This is a genomic window from Litchfieldella qijiaojingensis, from assembly GCF_014651875.1.
GTDB lineage: Bacteria > Pseudomonadota > Gammaproteobacteria > Pseudomonadales > Halomonadaceae > Litchfieldella > Litchfieldella qijiaojingensis.
The window spans coordinates 86,465-101,248 of record NZ_BMXS01000011.1; the positions used below are offsets into that span (position 1 = coordinate 86,465).

The following is a 14,784-nucleotide window of genomic DNA, read 5'->3' on the forward strand; positions in this document are numbered from 1 at the left end:
CGCCATGTCCTGGATGGTCTGGACGCTGCCCACGGCAATCTTTTTCGCCACCATCGCCACCTTGCTGGCCGGGATGACAGCCTGGGAAGTGGTCTCTCCCTCGGTCGAGCGCAAGGGCTTTCTGCCTATCGCCACCACTCGCGGTGACCGCTTGTTCATTGGTTTGTTGTCCGCCGCTTATCTCCATCTGGTGGTAGTGGGCTTCACGCCGCTGAGCATCTGGCTGGCTCTGGGAGTGTCGGTGCTTTGGATGCTGGTACTGATGCGCTGGGGCTGAATCACGATCATGGAGCTGTTTCATCAGGGACGAACCACAATTCACGAAGAGGTCATCATGAAAGCGACAAAAATGCGACTCTCTCTATTGGCCGCCAGCATGATTCTGGCGAGTGGCTCACTGCATGCCGACGAGCATGATACCCGAGCCACCATCGAACGCCTGGTGGACGAGGTCTTTCCACGCTCGACCCTTTCGCGAGAAGAGCAGATAGCCGAACTGGAGTGGTTCGCCAAGGCGGCCGAGCCCTTCCGTGGCATGCAGATCAATACCGTGGCGGAGGGACTGACCACTCACGTCTACGAGCGAGACGTATTGGCCAAGGCCTTTACCGAGCTGACCGGCATCGAGGTGACTCACAACATCATCGGCGAAGGTGATGTGGTCAATAACATGCAGACCCAGATGCAGTCAGGGCGCAACATTTACGATGCCTACGTCAATGACTCGGACGCCATCGGCACCCATATCCGCTATGGCGCCACCATCAATCTCTCCGAAGCGATGGAGAGCGAGTGGGCCGACTATACGCTTCCGACCCTGGACCTGGATGACTTCATCGGCCTTCAGTACACCACGGGACCCGATGGCAGCATCTACCAGTTGCCCGATCAGCAGTTCGCCAACCTCTACTGGTTCCGCTACGACTGGTTCCAGCGCGAGGACCTGCAGAAACAGTTCCGTGATATCTACGGTTACGATCTCGGAGTGCCCACCAACTGGACAGCCTACGAGGATATCGCCGAGTTCTTCACCGAGCATGTCGGCGAGATCGACGGCCAAAGGGTTTATGGACACATGGACTACGGACGCCGCGACCCTTCGCTTGGCTGGCGCTTCCATGACTCCTGGCTGTCCATGGCTGGCATGGGCAGTGCCGGCGTGCCGTTCGGCAACCCGGTGGATGACTGGGGTATCCGGGTCGATGAGCAGAGCCGCCCGGTGGGTGCCAGTGTCAGCCGCGGTGGCGCGACCAACTCGCCGGCTGCGGTGTTCGCCGTGACCAAGATGGTCGAGTGGTTGCGCGACTATGCACCCCCCGAAGCCCAGGGCATGACCTTTGGCGAGGCCGGACCGGTGCCGGCGCAGGGTAACATCGCTCAGCAGATGTTCTGGTATACCGCCTTTACCGCCGACATGGTCAGCCCCGATGTGGCGGTCACCGACGAAGAGGGCAATCCCAAATGGCGCATGGCCCCATCGCCGGTTGGTCCCTACTGGGAAGATGGCATGAAGGTCGGCTATCAGGACGTGGGTTCCTGGACCTTCTTCAAATCGACCCCGGAAGATCGCCGCACCGCGGCCTGGCTGTTCGCCCAGTTCACCACGGCCAAGACGGTGTCGCTGGAGAAGCTGATCGCTGGCCTGACGCCGATTCGCCGCTCCGACATCTTCTCGGACGAGATGACCGAACTGGCCCCCCAGCTAGGTGGGTTGGTGGAGTTCTATCGCAGCCCCAACGAGTCCAATTGGACACCCACCGGTACCAACGTGCCTGACTATCCGCGCATGGCACCGCTGTGGTGGCAGAACCTGGCACCCGCCGTGAGTGGCGATATCACGCCTCAAGAGGCGCTGGACAACCTGGCTGGCGATCTCGACAACATCATGTTGCGCCTGGCTCGGGCTAAGGTCTTCGAGAACTACGCGCCGGCGCTCAACGGCGAGGAGAGCCCGGAGTACTGGCTGTCGCAGCCCGGTTCCCCCAAAGCCAAACTCGACGACGAGATGCCGCAGGGTACTACCGTTCCCTACGACCAGATGATGGAAGAGTGGATGGCTGCCGGCACGCGCTGATGACGCTCGAGCGGGTCGTTCGCGGCCCGCTCTCCAGAGTCTTTCGCGAGAAAGAGGGAACCGGTTGCTCGAACGGGACCAAGGCCCCGCAACGAGCGGGGCCTTTGCTTTGAGAAGGGCCGCACATGCAACTTCGTCAGAACAATCTTCGCAAGCTTTCCGACAGGGCCTACGATGTCCTGATTGTCGGTGGCGGCATCAATGGTGCCGCTTCGGCGGCCGCATTGGCGGGCAAGGGCGTCAGGGTGGCGCTGATCGATCGCGGCGATTTCGCGGGCAGCACCAGCATGCATTCCTCCAATCTGGTCTGGGGGGGCATCAAGTACATGGAAAGCTATGACTTTGCCCTGGTGCGCAAGTTGTGCAAGAGCCGCAATCACCTGATCAAGAGTTACCCTTCCACGGTGCAGGAGATCCGTTTCCTGACCACCGTCGGCGAAGGGTTCCGCTATCACCCGCGTTATCTGTGGGCTGGGAGCTGGCTGTACTGGTTGATGGGCAGTGGCTTCACCCGCATGCCTCGATTCCTGTCGCCGTCACGGATCAAGGCCATGGAGGAGATCATCAATACCGAGGAGTGCGTGGGAGGCTTCGAATATTCCGACGCCTACCTGCATGACAACGATGCGCGCTTCGTCTTCAACTTCATACGCAGCGCCATCGATCATGGCGCCGTAGTGGCCAACTACGTCGAATCCCTTGGCGCACGGCGTGAGGGGGACGAATGGATCACCAAGGCTCGCAACGTGATGGATGGCACGACCTTCGAGATCCGTTCCAAGGTGTTGATCAACGCCGCTGGCCCCAGCGTGGACGAGCACAATGCGCTGACCGGGCAGCACACCTCGCATCGACACGTCTATTCCAAGGGCATTCACCTGATCGTGCCTCGGCTCACGCGAAACAAGCGAGTACTTGCGTTCTTCGCCGACGATGGACGGCTGTTCTTCGTCATCCCCATGGGGCGACGTACCTGCATCGGTACTACGGATACCCGAGTGGATGGCCCCGACGTGCATGTCACCGACGACGATATCCGTTTCGTGCTGGATAACATCAACAAGCGCCTGAGTCTCGACCGGCCGCTAGGCAAGGCGGATATCATCGCCACCCGTTGCGGGGTCAGGCCGCTGGTGGTCGAGAGCAACTCGGGGGGAGGGCGCGACTTCCTGCAACTTTCGCGCAAGCATGCCATCGACAAGGATGACGCGGCAGCGCATCTCAGCATCTACGGCGGCAAGCTCACCGATTGCCTCAACGTAGGCAACGAGATCGTCGAGGCCGTGCATCGGTTCGGCGTGAACATCCCCTACCCGAGCTACCACTGGTACGGGGAGCCTCCCCGCCAGGTGCGCGACGAATTCTTCCACCAGGCGCGCCTCATGGACTTGGACAGCCAGACATCGGATGAGGCTTCCGAGGTACTGAGTACCCGGTTATGGCGGCGTTATGGCACCCGCGCTCTCGAAATGCTGGAAGAGATCCGCGAGGACCCGCGTCAGGCGGAAGTGCTGATCGAAGGCACGGAATATCTGCGCTGCGAGATCCACCAGGCCGAACGCCGCGAGATGATCACCAAGCTGGAGGATTTCCTGCGGCGCCGGTCGAAGATCGCCCAAGTGGTGCGCCCCGAGGATATCCGTCGCTCGCCGGGGCTAATGGAGGCCTGCGAGATTCTGTTCGGCGGCTTGGCGCGGGACAAGCTGGAGGAGTACTTCGCCGCACGGCACGAGCCGTCGGCGCCGGAATCCTTGAGTATCGGTTCCCACGCCGACAATCCGGCACATTCCGAGACCTTGAGGTGGGAGTGACGGCCTGGGGCGTTGGCATGATGACTCAGTCGTGGCGGTAACGGTAGTAGATCGCTTCATCCTTGCGTGGCCCTTCGATGCGCCAGTTCAGGTCGAAGCCATCGGGGTGTAGCGTCAGGTGAGCCGCGTAACGGTCATCACCGCACACGTGGGCATCGCGGCTGACCAGTGTCGTCGATGTCCCGGGCTCGGAGACGACCAGGTCGAACAACCATACGGCCTGGTCGGCGCCACGGCGCTCGTGGAAGAGTCTCAGTCGGTCGCTTTCCACCTCCCAGCGGTAGACATTGGTGAAGGCCACCGCCCGGGCCTTGCCTTCGGGCACGAAGCGGCCCTGTTCATGGAAGCGCACGATATTGCCGATCGTGGTCGTTTCCACCGTGCCGTGCCCCCGGCCCGACCAGGCGCAGCGTGAGTTCGGCCCCGACCGGGAAGAAAAGTCCAGCCGGCGGATTGTCGTCAGCCGGGGGGTGAGGCGTATAATCGCTGTCAACTTTGCCTCTCTCGGGAGTTCACCATGGGTTATCTGGTCGGCGTCACGGCGCTGTGGGCCTTCTCGTTCTCGCTGATCGGCGTCTACCTGTCGGGGCAGGTGGATAGCTATTTCGCGGTATTGACCCGTATCGCGCTGGCGTCGCTGCTGTTCATACCTTTCCTGCGGCCGCGAATGCTAGGGCATCGCCACATATTGGCGTTGATGGGAATCGGTGCCATCCAGCTTGGGCTGATGTATGTCTTCTTCTATCAGTCGTTCTTGCTGTTGTCCGTACCTGAAGTGCTGTTGTTCACCATCTTCACTCCGTTCTACGTGACCCTGATCGACGACGCCATGGAGGGTCGCTTCACGCCATTCTACCTGCTCACGGCAGCCTTTGCCGTGGCCGGGGCCGCGGTGATCCGCTATCAAGGGGTGGGCAGCGATTTCTGGCTCGGCTTCCTGGTAGTACAGGGTGCCAATGCTTGTTTCGCCCTTGGCCAGGTCGCCTATCGACATCTCGCTTTGCGGCTGCCCGAGGGGCTCCCACAGCACAGCGTGTTCGGCTGGTTCTATTTGGGGGCGCTGGCGCTGGCAGTGATCGCCTTCGGCCTATTCGGCAATTCGCAAATGCTGCCGACCACCGGCGTGCAGTGGGGAGTGCTGGCCTGGTTGGGCCTGGCGGCCTCCGGCCTGGGCTACTTCCTGTGGAACAAGGGCGCAACGCTGGTGGATGCCGGTGCGCTGGCGATCATGAACAACGCGCTGATCCCGGCTGGGCTGCTGGTCAACCTGCTGATCTGGAACCGCGATGCCGACTTGCCGCGCTTGGCGCTGGGCGGCGCGATCATCGTCGTTTCGCTGCTGGTCAACGAATGGTGGGTCAAGCGTCGTCACGCCGCGTCGCCGGCCTGACGGGCATCGGTTTGCCCGAGGGCGGACGACCCCGCATAATGACCAGCCTCGATGGGAGAGGCTGAGTCCATGACATCCTTCAAGAATATCGGGCTGATTGGTCGGTTGGGCAGTGCCAAGGTCGTCGACACGCTCAAGCGGCTGATCCGCTTCCTCGCTGCTGGTGATTACCATGTCATTATCGAAGATCGCACCGCGACGGTACTGCTCGATCATGGCCAGCAGGAAGCCAGCGGGCACATGCTCGGTGAGATCTGCGATCTGGTGATCGTGGTCGGCGGTGACGGTAGCTTGCTGAGAGCGGCAAGGACTCTGTGCCGCACCGGTACGCCGGTGTTAGGTGTCAATCGCGGACGTCTGGGCTTTCTCACCGATATTTCTCCCGACGAACTGGAAGAGAAGGTCGGCGAGGTGCTGGCTGGACATTACGAGATCGAGGAGCGCTTTCTGCTCGATGCCGAGGTCTATCGCGACGACGCGTTGGTGGGCACCGCCGAGGCGCTCAACGATGTGGTCGTCCACCCCGGCAAGGCCGTGCGCATGATCGAGTTCGAGCTATTCATCGATGGCCAGTTCGTCTATAGCCAGCGCAGCGACGGTTTGATCATCGCCACCCCCACCGGCTCCACGGCCTATGCGCTTTCAGGGGGCGGTCCCATCGTGCATCCGCGTATCGATGCCATCACCCTGGTGCCGATGTTTCCGCACACCCTCTCGAGCCGCCCGATCGTCGTCGATGCCGGCAGCGAGATCCGCATCCATATCGGCGAAACCAACGAGGCATATCCGCATGTCAGTTGCGATGGCCAGACCAAGGTGGTGTCTAAACCGGATGATATTCTCTACGTGCGCCGCAAGCCCCAGCGTCTGAAGTTGCTACATCCCTACGGCCACAACTTCTACGAAGTCTGTCGCAGCAAACTCGGCTGGAGCAGTCGACTGGGAGAGTGAGGTGACCATCCATCCCGATATCGAAGGCTATGACCTGATAGGCGATGTGCACGGTTGTGGCGCCACGTTGGCGGCATTGCTCGAAAAGCTCGGCTACCAGCAACATGAGGGGGTCTACCGGCATCCGCGACGCCGAGCGATCTTTCTCGGCGACCTGATCGACCGTGGGCCGCATATCCGCCAGGCGGTGACCATTGCCCGGCGCATGGTCGAGGCGGGCGAAGCGCAGATCGTGATGGGAAACCACGAATACAATGCCCTGGCCTATTGTCGGCGTGCGAAGACCTGCTCGGGGCGTGAGTGGCTGCGTGAACATACCCCACGACACAATCGAATCATCAACGAAACCCTGGAGCAATACCGCGAACATCCCGTCGAATGGGAGGAAACGCTGGCTTGGTTCATGGACATGCCACTGCTTCTCGAGCAGGATGGCCTGCGGGTGGTGCATGCCTGCTGGGATCAACCGTTGATCGACGAGTTTCGACGCCACTATCCCGATGCCCGCATGACCGAGGCGTTCCTACAGCAGTCGGTCGAGCCGGGCAGTTTCGCCTTCAAGGTGCTCGACCGCCTGACGCGCGGCAGTCATATCTCGCTGCCCGGCGACATCGAGATCCACTCCGGCGATGGCTTCACTCGGCGCAGCTTCCGTGCCCATTTCTGGGCGCGAAATCCCCGGACTTACGGCGACGTCGTGTTCCAGCCCGACAACCTCCCCGGCGACCTGGAACTGCGCCCGCTGACCGAGGCGGAACGTGACAGACTGAGTTATTACGGTCCCGAGGAGCCTCCGCTATTCATCGGTCACTACTGGTGCGAAGGCATTCCTGCCTTGCCGGCACCCAATATCGCCTGCCTCGACTACAGCGCGGTCAAGTTCGGGCGCTTGGTGGCATATCGCTGGAGTGGGGAGCGGCGGTTGGATGCCAACCACTTCGTGTGGATTCGAGTTCCGCAGGAAGAGTGGGCCAGGCCTTGGCCTTGGGAGATCGATTTCGACTGATGACGGGCGCTGGGAGACGGTTAGTCGGTTGTTGCGGTGCGATACAAATCATTACACAATTTTTCGTGTTGGGCGTGAACTCGCGGTTGCCGCCGTCGTCAGAGAAGGTGTTCCCTTGAATGATCCCTTGCTCTTATCCGGCGGCCCCCTCCGCCGGATTTTTCTTTGTCTGAGGGAGAGACTATGTACAAGGTGCTCATGCTGCCCCGTGACACCGACACCCGCCCCTTGCGGGAGGCATTGTGGGCGCATCGCATCGGTCACCGCTTCACCGAGGACGAGGACGGCTACACGCTGTGGCTGGCCGATCCCAGGCAGCGTGATCAATTGATGCTACTGCTCGAGCGTTGGCAGCGTGGCGAGCCGCTGATGCCCAAGGGGCGGCAGAGTCGCCGCAAGCTGGCCGCTTCACCCTTGGCTCGGCCCTTCACGATCGCACCGGTCACCGCCACGTTGCTGGCGTTGTGTCTGGCGGTATTTGGGCTGATGGCGATTCTTGGCGATCTGGTCATCGCCGTCATGACCATCGTGCCGGTCGGTGTGGCCAATGGTAGCCTGGTGCTCGGCAGCCTGAGCGAGGCCATGGCTTCCGGGCAGGTGTGGCGGCTGTTCTCGCCAGCGCTGCTGCATTTCGGCTGGATGCACCTGATCTTCAACATGTTGTGGCTGTGGTACTTCGGTCGCCAGATCGAAGCGATCCAGGGCAGCCGCCATATGTTGATGATCGTCCTGGTCACCGGCGTGGGCGCCAACCTGGCGCAGTATGCCACCGGCACGGTGCTCTTCGGTGGAATGTCCGGCGTCGATTTCGCACTGCTCGGCTACGTGTGGCTGATGTCGCGCCGTGTCCCGCACAGCGGCTTCTTTGTGCCGCAGATGCTGGTGGTGTTCATGCTCGGCTGGATGATCTTCACCATGACCGATTTCGCGGCCGTGGTCGGTTTCGGCAATGTCGCCAACGAAGCGCATCTGGGTGGCCTGGTCGTGGGCCTGGCGATGGGCTGGTATTATTCGGGCCGTATGCGCGCCAAACGAGGACAAGATGAGTGACATGACCTTCGACGATATGATCCGGCACATGACCCCGACCATCTACGAAAGCCTCAAGCAGGCGGTGGCGTTGCGCAAGTGGCCGGATGGTCGTGTGCTTAGCCCCGAGCAGGTCGAACTGTGCCTGGAGGCGGTGATCAAGTACGAAATCGAACACGAGGTGGCGCCGGAGAGCCGTGTTGGTTATCTGGAGCACGCGGGTTGTGGCGGCAGCGATAGTGACGAGGGAGATGGCATCAAGTGGGTGAATTGATCGATACCTCCCACGAGTGGCGTGGCTGCCTGACCAAGATGGCCATCGAGCCGGGGCAGGGCAGCGAGCCGGCCCGTTATACGCTGCGCGCCGGCGAACATCGCCTGGCGCTCAATCCGCGCCTGGGCCAGCCTCTGGGGTTGACCTGGACCTCCGCGATCGCTTGCACCCATTGCGGTCGTGCCACCAAGAAGAGCTTCGCCCAGGGCTACTGCTATCCCTGTTTCAAGACCCTCGCCCAGTGCGACACCTGTATCGTCAAGCCCGAAACCTGCCATTTCTTCGCCGGAACCTGCCGCGAGCCGCAGTGGGCGGAGCAGCATTGCTTCCAGCCCCATGTGGTCTACCTGGCCAATTCCTCGGGGCTCAAGGTCGGTATCACCCGCAAGAGTCAGCTTCCCACCCGCTGGCTGGATCAGGGCGCCGTTCAAGCCCTACCCATTCTGGAAGTCGATACCCGTCAGCAGGCGGGGTTCGCCGAGGTGCTGTTCAAGGAGCAGGTCTCCGACCGTACCAACTGGCGCGCGATGCTCAAGGGCGAGGTCGAGTCCCTGGATCTGGTCGCCGAGCGCGACCGGCTGCTGGCGCGTCTGGAAAGCGGTCTGTCCGGGCTGCGCGAGCGCTTCGGCGCCGATGCCATCCGACTGCTCGACGCCAGTCCGGTCGAGCTCGACTATCCCGTCCTGGAGTATCCGCGCAAGATCGTCTCGCACAACTTCGACAAGTCCCCCGACGTCGCCGGCACCCTGCTCGGTCTCAAGGGCCAGTACCTGATTTTCGACACCGGGGTGATCAATTTGCGCAAATTTACCGGCTATGAAGTCGAGGTTCATTAGGCTCTGTACGAAAACTGCCTAGCCTATCCAAGCCAGTGCAGGCGGTTCTCATTGTCTACGGTCACCGTCGGGCTCCCCGGCAGGCTGACCTGGTTCAGGGTATCCCGCAGCCAGCTCGCGTCGTCGGCCCCGGTATACTCCAGGGCGAAGCGCCGGCGACGTAGCGGTGTCATCCACAGCGCACCGGGCTCTCCGCGTCCCAGATGCCAGCGGCAAAAGAACAGTAGCGCCAGGTCGGGGTAGAAACCCTCGTGGCCGCCGATGCCTTCGTAGTCGTTGATCAGGTCTCCGCAACCGTACAGGATCGGCTTGCCGTGATAGAGCTCCATGCCCTTGGGGTGATGTGAGGAGTGGCCGTGGATGATATCGGCTCCGGCATCGACCAGATGTTGGGCCAGACGTTGGTGCTCGGCAGGGATCTCGTAGCCCCAGTTACTGCCCCAATGCACCGAGATCAGGGCGATGTCGCCGTCGCGTTTTTCGGCCGTGATGCGTTGTGCCAGTGCCTCGACCTCCTCTTCGGACTCGCTGTCCAGCAGGTACACCCCCTCGCGGGAGGCCTTGGCTCGCCATTCCCGTGGGATACCGCTGTCGGCCAGGCCGAAGCTCCAGACCAGCAATCGGCTACCGCCGGCGAGCGGTAGTTCCGCCGGTCGCGAGGCGTCGGCCAAGGTGTTGGCGGCACCAGCATAAGCGATACCATTGTGCTTGAGGGTGGCGAGGGTTTCCTTGAATCCTCCGTAGTGCCAGTCGAGCACGTGGTTGTTGGCCAGTGCGCAACACTGGACGCCCGCCGCCGTCAGACAGGGAATATTATCCGGGTGCATGCGGTAATTGATGCCCTTGTGCGGCCAGGGTGTGTCATGGCGGGTGACGGCGGTTTCCAGGTTGATCAAGCGTATTTCCGGCTGGAACCGTTCCAGTTCGCGCAGCGTATCGCCCCAGATGTAATCGAATGAAACGGGGTATGAGATCTCACCATTGGCGTGCTCGGCCAACCGCACATAGTTTCGGGCATCGCGCACATAGGGTTCGTAGAGTTCGGGGCTGGCGGGATGTGGCAGGATCTGGTCGATGCCGCGTCCTGTCATCACATCGCCACACAACAGCAGCGTCACGCTCTCGTCGACACCCGACTCTCTCAGCGACTCGATACTCATAGCGACTCTCCTTGCGGGCCGGTACGGCTCCCGCTTCGAGATCATGTCCTCTGTCACTCAGTACAGACGATCCCTCGACCTTTCTCACGCTCGGCTTGGCGTACTACCCGCTATGCTGGAACAGGACGCACGCTTCCGGCCACGAGACCGAAGCGCATCGACAGATTTGCATCGTGTATGGGAGAGGTGGCCATGAGTGAAGACATGCGCGCGATGTTGTTCGAGAAAGTGGGCACTCCCCTGACCTTGCAGAGAATCCCCCGGCCGCGACCGAGGCCTGGCGAGGTGTCGATCCGGGTCGAAGCTTGCGCCGTTTGCCGTACCGATCTTCACGTGGTGGACGGTGAACTGCCCGACCCTCGCCTGCCCTTGGTGCCGGGACACGAGATCGTTGGCGAGATCGTTGCCTTGGGCGAGGACGTGGAGCGTTTCGCATCCGGTGAGCGGGTCGGGGTGCCGTGGCTGGGCTGGACCTGCGGTAGCTGCGAGCAATGCCTCGCTGGACGCGAGAATCTCTGTCCCCAGGCGCAGTTCACCGGCTATACCCGCGATGGAGGCTATGCCGAGTATTGCGTTGCCGATGCCCGCTTCTGTTTTCCTATCGCTGGCTATACCGCTGAGGCGGCCGCGCCTTTGCTGTGTGCCGGCTTGATTGGCTATCGCGCCTATCGTATGGCGGGTGACGGCGTTCATCGGTTGGGTCTTTACGGCTTTGGGGCGGCCGCGCATATCCTCGCTCAGCTAAGCGTCGCCAACGGTCAGCAGCTTTATGCCTTCACGCGCCCTGGCGATCGGGAAGCACAGGACTTCGCGCGTCGCCTCGGTGCGGTGTGGGCTGGAGGAGCCGACGAAGCGCCGCCGGCCCGCCTCGATGCTGCCATCATCTTCGCCCCTGTGGGGGAACTGGTGCCCACGGCACTGTCGCATGTCCGCCCCGGTGGCGTGGTCGTGTGCGGGGGCATCCACATGTCGGATATTCCGGCGTTTCCTTATCGGTTGCTATGGGAAGAGCGCTGCCTGCGCTCGGTGGCCAATCTGACGCGACGTGACGGTGAGGAATTCCTTGCCCTGGCACCGCGGGTGCCGGTGAAGACGCAGACTCGGCGTTACCCCCTGGAGCAGGCAAACCACGCGCTCGAGGATCTGCGTCATGGTCGCCTGACCGGTGCAGCGGTACTGGTACCGTGAATGACGTTCTGGACGTAGGTCCCGTGACCGGCAATAGTGACGGTCGGAGTCCTGGAACAGGGAGGAGAGCATGTACCGGTTACATATTGCCAACAAGAATTACTCGTCGTGGTCGCTACGCTCATGGGTGTTGATGCGTGAACTCGGCATCCTCTTCGAGGAACGCCTGACGCCTTTCGAAACAGGGCCCAATAGCTCGCCGTTTCGCGAGTTCTCGCCAACGGGGTTGGTACCGTGCCTGATCGATGGCGACACCGCCGTCTGGGAGTCGCTGGCCATCGTCGAATACCTTGCTGAACGCCATGACGGAGTGTGGCCCGAGGATGGCGCCGCGCGTGCCTGGGCTCGCTGCGCCAGCGCCGAAATGCATGCCGGCTTCATCGCCCTGCGCCAGCGCTGTGCCATGAATTGCGGGATTCGTGCCCGCCTGACCGATGTCCCGGCCTCCTTGCATGGGGACCTCACCCGTCTGGATGAGCTGTGGAGCGACGGAATCGCCCGCTTCGGTGGCCCGTTTCTCGCCGGACCGGCATTTACCGCCGTCGATGCTTTCTTTGCCCCGGTTGCCTTCCGGATTCAGTCGTACGATATCGAACTCGGCGAACTCGCCATGGCGTATAGCGATCGACTACTCGAGCTTTCCGCCATGCAGCAGTGGTATAGAGAAGCGCTGCGCGAGCCTTGGCGCGATCCCGCCCATGAGGCGGAAGTGAGTGAGTTTGCGACCCTATTGGAGGATCGTCGAACCCACTACTAGCCAGGAGGGCTGGGAGGCTGATACAGGATAGGAGAGTGATCATGCGTTACGAACTCTATTACTGGCCCCGCATTCCCGGCCGGGGAGAATTCATCCGCCTGGCACTCGAGGAGGCCGGTGCCGACTATCTCGACATCGGCCAGTCCGCCGAGCATGGCGTGCCCGCCATTTCTGCTTGCCTGGACGATACTCAGGCGCCCCGGCCACCTTTCGCGCCACCGTTCTTGAAAGCGGGGGATATCGTCGTCTCCCATGTCGCCAATATCCTGCAATTCCTGGGGCCGCGCCTGGGGTTGGTGCCGGAGGATGACGAAGCAGGCCGCTTCTGGGTGCAGGGGCTGCAGCTCACCCTCTGCGACTGGCTCCTCGAGGTGCACGACGTGCATCATCCGGTCGGTGTCTCGCTGTACTACGAGCAACAGCGCGCCGAGGCTCGTCGCTGTGCCAGTGTGTTCATCGGCGAACGGTTGCCTAAGTTTCTGGGCTACTTCGAGCACGTACTGAGCCGCAACCCACAAGGAGATGCCTGGCTGGTGGGCGAGTCGCCGACCTATGCCGACCTGTCGCTGTTCCAGATGGTCGCCGGTTTGCGTTATGCCTTTCCCCAGGCCATGCAACGCCTTGAGCCCGAGAACCCGGCGGTGAGCGCGCTGGCGGCCAGGGTTGCTGAGCGCCCCAATATCGCCGCTTATCTGGCTTCGGAGCGGCGTCAGCCGTTCAACGAGCAGGGTATTTTCCGGCATTATCCCGAGCTCGATGGTTGAGAGAAGGATTCCAGGGCGAAATCCAGCACGCGGGTCTTGCCCAGCCATACCTTGCCGAGATAGACGCCGGGCTCGACTTCGCGGATCTCGTCGCGCACCGCCCTGAAGAAGAAGGAGGTGCGGGAGTAATCGATGACAATGGTTTCCTTGCCATCCATCCAGCTCGGTGCCCGGTAGACCTTGGCCACCACGAAGCTGAGGCTCAGCGGCGTCACCTTGTTGATCAGCACCCCCGCTGAACCATCCTCGGCGAACATGTCGAAGACCTTGCCCTGCCAGACGAACAGCCGCGCGAAAGCGGCAAAGGCCCGGGCGAAAGCGCTACCGGTGATGATCGCAGTGCCACGGGTGTCACCATGGGGAATCGTGCCCGGTTCCGCTCGACGGTAGAGTTCGTCGAGCTGTTCCCGCGTCATTCCCAGCCATTGCTGCACGGTTGCGCTCATCGCTATTGCCTCCGTCAGGGTTGCCGGTCAGGGGCCATCGGGCGTTGCCGACAGTGTTGCATCGTGGGAAGTGCGAAACTCGCCAACCTCCTGGTAGAGGCCGCGGCGCACCCGGTTGATGCCGCCCAGAGGGCGGTGTGCGGGATGGGTGTTCCAAGGATTGAAGGCCATGCCTTCGCAGTGACTGAGGGCTTGCGGGGCGGTAACGTCCTGACGCGGTAATGTCAGGCGTGCCACTTCCTCGAAGGGTGAGTCTTCCTCATCCCAGGTCACCGACGCATCCTCGATGGGCATGCTGTCGGGGTCGGTCTGGAACTGAACCATGAACGACAGGCAGGCTTCGCCCGTGCGCAGGTTCTCAGCCATCGTATGGCGCAGATAGTGCGGATCGTCACCATCGGGTCCCTCGGTGTCTCGATCCTGCGGGGTATCGTCGGGGCATGGACGTACCGAATATTTCACCGCGACGGACTCATCCTCACCGTAGCGATAAGGGGTGGTGCTCCAGTAGCGGATGGCCAGCAGACTATCGGGCTGGCTGCGGGCTTGCCAGGCAATCCATAGCGACTTCAGGTGGGGATCCAACGGATTGAGGAAGTACCACCACAGACGATCATCGGCCACTGCCGAGACGAAGGCATGGAAGTCTTCCGGCGTGCCGGCAAACAATCTGGGATGACTGTTGAGCAGGAAGTCCTGGTGCCCGGCCGTGCCGTCGACGCTGGAGGCACCGTCCACATCGAACAGTCGGATCGTCAGGCCACGCAGATCCTTTTCCCGATCGTCCTGGGCAGTGGCATTGGCGAACCTAAGTATGGCCTGGTATTCGTTTGGCTCGGCGAAGATTCCCTGGGCCAGACGCTCATCCAGCCCCAGGACACGGAAGGTGGCGACGGGGCAGGCCAGGGTCTTGGGCTGATTGAAGCGCGGGATGGGCTGCTGCGGGTGCTCGCTATGATGCTCACGAGCGATCTCGAGAATCCGCCGGGTCATTTCCGCTTCGAACAGGGATTCCTCGGGGGAAACTCGCTCCTCGCCGAGCCCGAGGTCAGGGGAGTTGTCGCACCCCCCCAACAGCGTCAGCCATAGGACCATCGG

Annotated in this window: 16 protein-coding genes; 12 read left to right on the forward strand and 4 right to left on the reverse strand. The window is 61.9% G+C overall.

Going from position 1 to position 14,784, the window contains the following annotated elements:
- Positions 1-4 precede the first annotated feature (4 nt).
- The 3 genes from IE093_RS11895 to IE093_RS11905 all read left to right on the forward strand — a co-directional run bounded on the left by IE093_RS11895 (position 5) and on the right by IE093_RS11905 (position 3,885).
- Complete coding sequence (locus IE093_RS11895) at positions 5-277, forward strand: DUF2160 domain-containing protein (RefSeq protein WP_189469442.1); 273 nt, start codon at positions 5-7, stop codon at positions 275-277.
- 57 nt (positions 278-334) lie between these two features.
- Positions 335-2,074 (forward strand): ABC transporter substrate-binding protein, encoded by a 1,740-nt coding sequence (locus IE093_RS11900; RefSeq protein WP_189469444.1) that lies wholly within the window; start codon positions 335-337, stop codon positions 2,072-2,074.
- A 125-nt stretch (positions 2,075-2,199) separates the two neighbouring features.
- Positions 2,200-3,885: a glycerol-3-phosphate dehydrogenase/oxidase gene (locus IE093_RS11905; RefSeq protein ID WP_189469446.1), complete on the forward strand. Its 1,686-nt coding sequence runs from the start codon at positions 2,200-2,202 to the stop codon at positions 3,883-3,885.
- Between the two features lie 25 nt (positions 3,886-3,910).
- On the opposite strand, the gene IE093_RS11910 is transcribed toward IE093_RS11905, so the two are convergent.
- Positions 3,911-4,378, reverse strand: coding sequence for a DUF6314 family protein (locus tag IE093_RS11910; RefSeq protein WP_268247398.1), 468 nt, complete (start codon positions 4,376-4,378; stop codon positions 3,911-3,913).
- A gap of 24 nt (positions 4,379-4,402) precedes the next feature.
- On the opposite strand from IE093_RS11910, the gene IE093_RS11915 reads away from it, so the two are divergent.
- The 6 genes from IE093_RS11915 to IE093_RS11940 all read left to right on the forward strand — a co-directional run bounded on the left by IE093_RS11915 (position 4,403) and on the right by IE093_RS11940 (position 9,371).
- A complete protein-coding gene (locus IE093_RS11915) occupies positions 4,403-5,275 on the forward strand; it encodes a carboxylate/amino acid/amine transporter (RefSeq protein WP_189469450.1) in 873 nt (290 codons plus the stop codon).
- Between the two features lie 69 nt (positions 5,276-5,344).
- Positions 5,345-6,226, forward strand: a complete 882-nt coding sequence (locus tag IE093_RS11920) for an NAD(+) kinase (RefSeq protein WP_189469452.1) — start codon at positions 5,345-5,347, stop codon at positions 6,224-6,226.
- A 19-nt stretch (positions 6,227-6,245) separates the two neighbouring features.
- Complete coding sequence (locus tag IE093_RS11925) at positions 6,246-7,232, forward strand: metallophosphoesterase (RefSeq protein ID WP_189469551.1); 987 nt, start codon at positions 6,246-6,248, stop codon at positions 7,230-7,232.
- Positions 7,233-7,415: 183 nt separating this feature from the next.
- Positions 7,416-8,282 (forward strand): rhomboid family intramembrane serine protease, encoded by an 867-nt coding sequence (locus IE093_RS11930; RefSeq protein WP_189469454.1) that lies wholly within the window; start codon positions 7,416-7,418, stop codon positions 8,280-8,282.
- On the forward strand, positions 8,275-8,535 hold the full coding sequence (locus IE093_RS11935) for a YeaC family protein (RefSeq protein WP_189469455.1): 261 nt from the start codon (positions 8,275-8,277) through the stop codon (positions 8,533-8,535). The genes IE093_RS11930 and IE093_RS11935 overlap by 8 nt, the downstream gene beginning before the upstream one ends.
- A 38-nt stretch (positions 8,536-8,573) precedes the next feature.
- Positions 8,574-9,371 (forward strand): DUF2797 domain-containing protein, encoded by a 798-nt coding sequence (locus IE093_RS11940; RefSeq protein ID WP_189469553.1) that lies wholly within the window; start codon positions 8,574-8,576, stop codon positions 9,369-9,371.
- A 23-nt stretch (positions 9,372-9,394) separates the two neighbouring features.
- On the opposite strand, the gene IE093_RS11945 is transcribed toward IE093_RS11940, so the two are convergent.
- On the reverse strand, positions 9,395-10,531 hold the full coding sequence (locus tag IE093_RS11945) for a CapA family protein (RefSeq protein WP_189469457.1): 1,137 nt from the start codon (positions 10,529-10,531) through the stop codon (positions 9,395-9,397).
- Positions 10,532-10,723: 192 nt separating this feature from the next.
- Here IE093_RS11945 and IE093_RS11950 point away from each other — a divergent pair, with 192 nt between their 5' ends.
- From IE093_RS11950 to IE093_RS11960, 3 genes are all read left to right on the forward strand, one after another.
- Positions 10,724-11,719 carry a zinc-dependent alcohol dehydrogenase family protein gene (locus tag IE093_RS11950; protein ID WP_229803511.1) on the forward strand — a complete coding sequence of 332 codons (996 nt, stop codon included), beginning with the start codon at positions 10,724-10,726 and terminating at the stop codon, positions 11,717-11,719.
- Between the two features lie 70 nt (positions 11,720-11,789).
- Complete coding sequence (locus IE093_RS11955; protein ID WP_189469459.1) at positions 11,790-12,476, forward strand: glutathione S-transferase family protein; 687 nt, start codon at positions 11,790-11,792, stop codon at positions 12,474-12,476.
- Between the two features lie 41 nt (positions 12,477-12,517).
- The gene (locus IE093_RS11960) at positions 12,518-13,240 is read left to right on the forward strand and encodes a glutathione S-transferase (RefSeq protein WP_189469461.1); all 723 of its coding nucleotides are present in this window, start codon (positions 12,518-12,520) and stop codon (positions 13,238-13,240) included.
- Here IE093_RS11960 and IE093_RS11965 read toward each other — a convergent pair.
- Positions 13,219-13,686, reverse strand: coding sequence for a hypothetical protein (locus IE093_RS11965; RefSeq protein WP_189469463.1), 468 nt, complete (start codon positions 13,684-13,686; stop codon positions 13,219-13,221). The two genes, IE093_RS11960 and IE093_RS11965, sit on opposite strands and share 22 nt — an antisense overlap.
- Before the next feature lie 27 nt (positions 13,687-13,713).
- Positions 13,714-14,781 (reverse strand): catalase family protein, encoded by a 1,068-nt coding sequence (locus IE093_RS11970; RefSeq protein WP_189469465.1) that lies wholly within the window; start codon positions 14,779-14,781, stop codon positions 13,714-13,716.
- Positions 14,782-14,784: the final 3 nt, after the last annotated feature.

Excerpts from the sequence above, each read along its gene's own strand:
- IE093_RS11935 (WP_189469455.1), top strand. The coding sequence starts at position 8,275 with ATGAGTGACATGACCTTCGACGATATGATCCGGCACATGACCCCGACC.
- IE093_RS11945 (WP_189469457.1), bottom strand. The coding sequence starts at position 10,531 with ATGAGTATCGAGTCGCTGAGAGAGTCGGGTGTCGACGAGAGCGTGACG.
- IE093_RS11905 (WP_189469446.1), top strand. The coding sequence starts at position 2,200 with ATGCAACTTCGTCAGAACAATCTTCGCAAGCTTTCCGACAGGGCCTAC.
- IE093_RS11960 (WP_189469461.1), top strand. The coding sequence starts at position 12,518 with ATGCGTTACGAACTCTATTACTGGCCCCGCATTCCCGGCCGGGGAGAA.
- IE093_RS11940 (WP_189469553.1), top strand. The coding sequence starts at position 8,574 with ATGGCCATCGAGCCGGGGCAGGGCAGCGAGCCGGCCCGTTATACGCTG.
- IE093_RS11955 (WP_189469459.1), top strand. The coding sequence starts at position 11,790 with ATGTACCGGTTACATATTGCCAACAAGAATTACTCGTCGTGGTCGCTA.
- IE093_RS11950 (WP_229803511.1), top strand. The coding sequence starts at position 10,724 with ATGAGTGAAGACATGCGCGCGATGTTGTTCGAGAAAGTGGGCACTCCC.
- IE093_RS11900 (WP_189469444.1), top strand. The coding sequence starts at position 335 with ATGAAAGCGACAAAAATGCGACTCTCTCTATTGGCCGCCAGCATGATT.
- IE093_RS11895 (WP_189469442.1), top strand. The coding sequence starts at position 5 with ATGTCCTGGATGGTCTGGACGCTGCCCACGGCAATCTTTTTCGCCACC.
- IE093_RS11915 (WP_189469450.1), top strand. The coding sequence starts at position 4,403 with ATGGGTTATCTGGTCGGCGTCACGGCGCTGTGGGCCTTCTCGTTCTCG.
- IE093_RS11920 (WP_189469452.1), top strand. The coding sequence starts at position 5,345 with ATGACATCCTTCAAGAATATCGGGCTGATTGGTCGGTTGGGCAGTGCC.
- IE093_RS11965 (WP_189469463.1), bottom strand. The coding sequence starts at position 13,686 with ATGAGCGCAACCGTGCAGCAATGGCTGGGAATGACGCGGGAACAGCTC.
- IE093_RS11970 (WP_189469465.1), bottom strand. The coding sequence starts at position 14,781 with ATGGTCCTATGGCTGACGCTGTTGGGGGGGTGCGACAACTCCCCTGAC.
- IE093_RS11930 (WP_189469454.1), top strand. The coding sequence starts at position 7,416 with ATGTACAAGGTGCTCATGCTGCCCCGTGACACCGACACCCGCCCCTTG.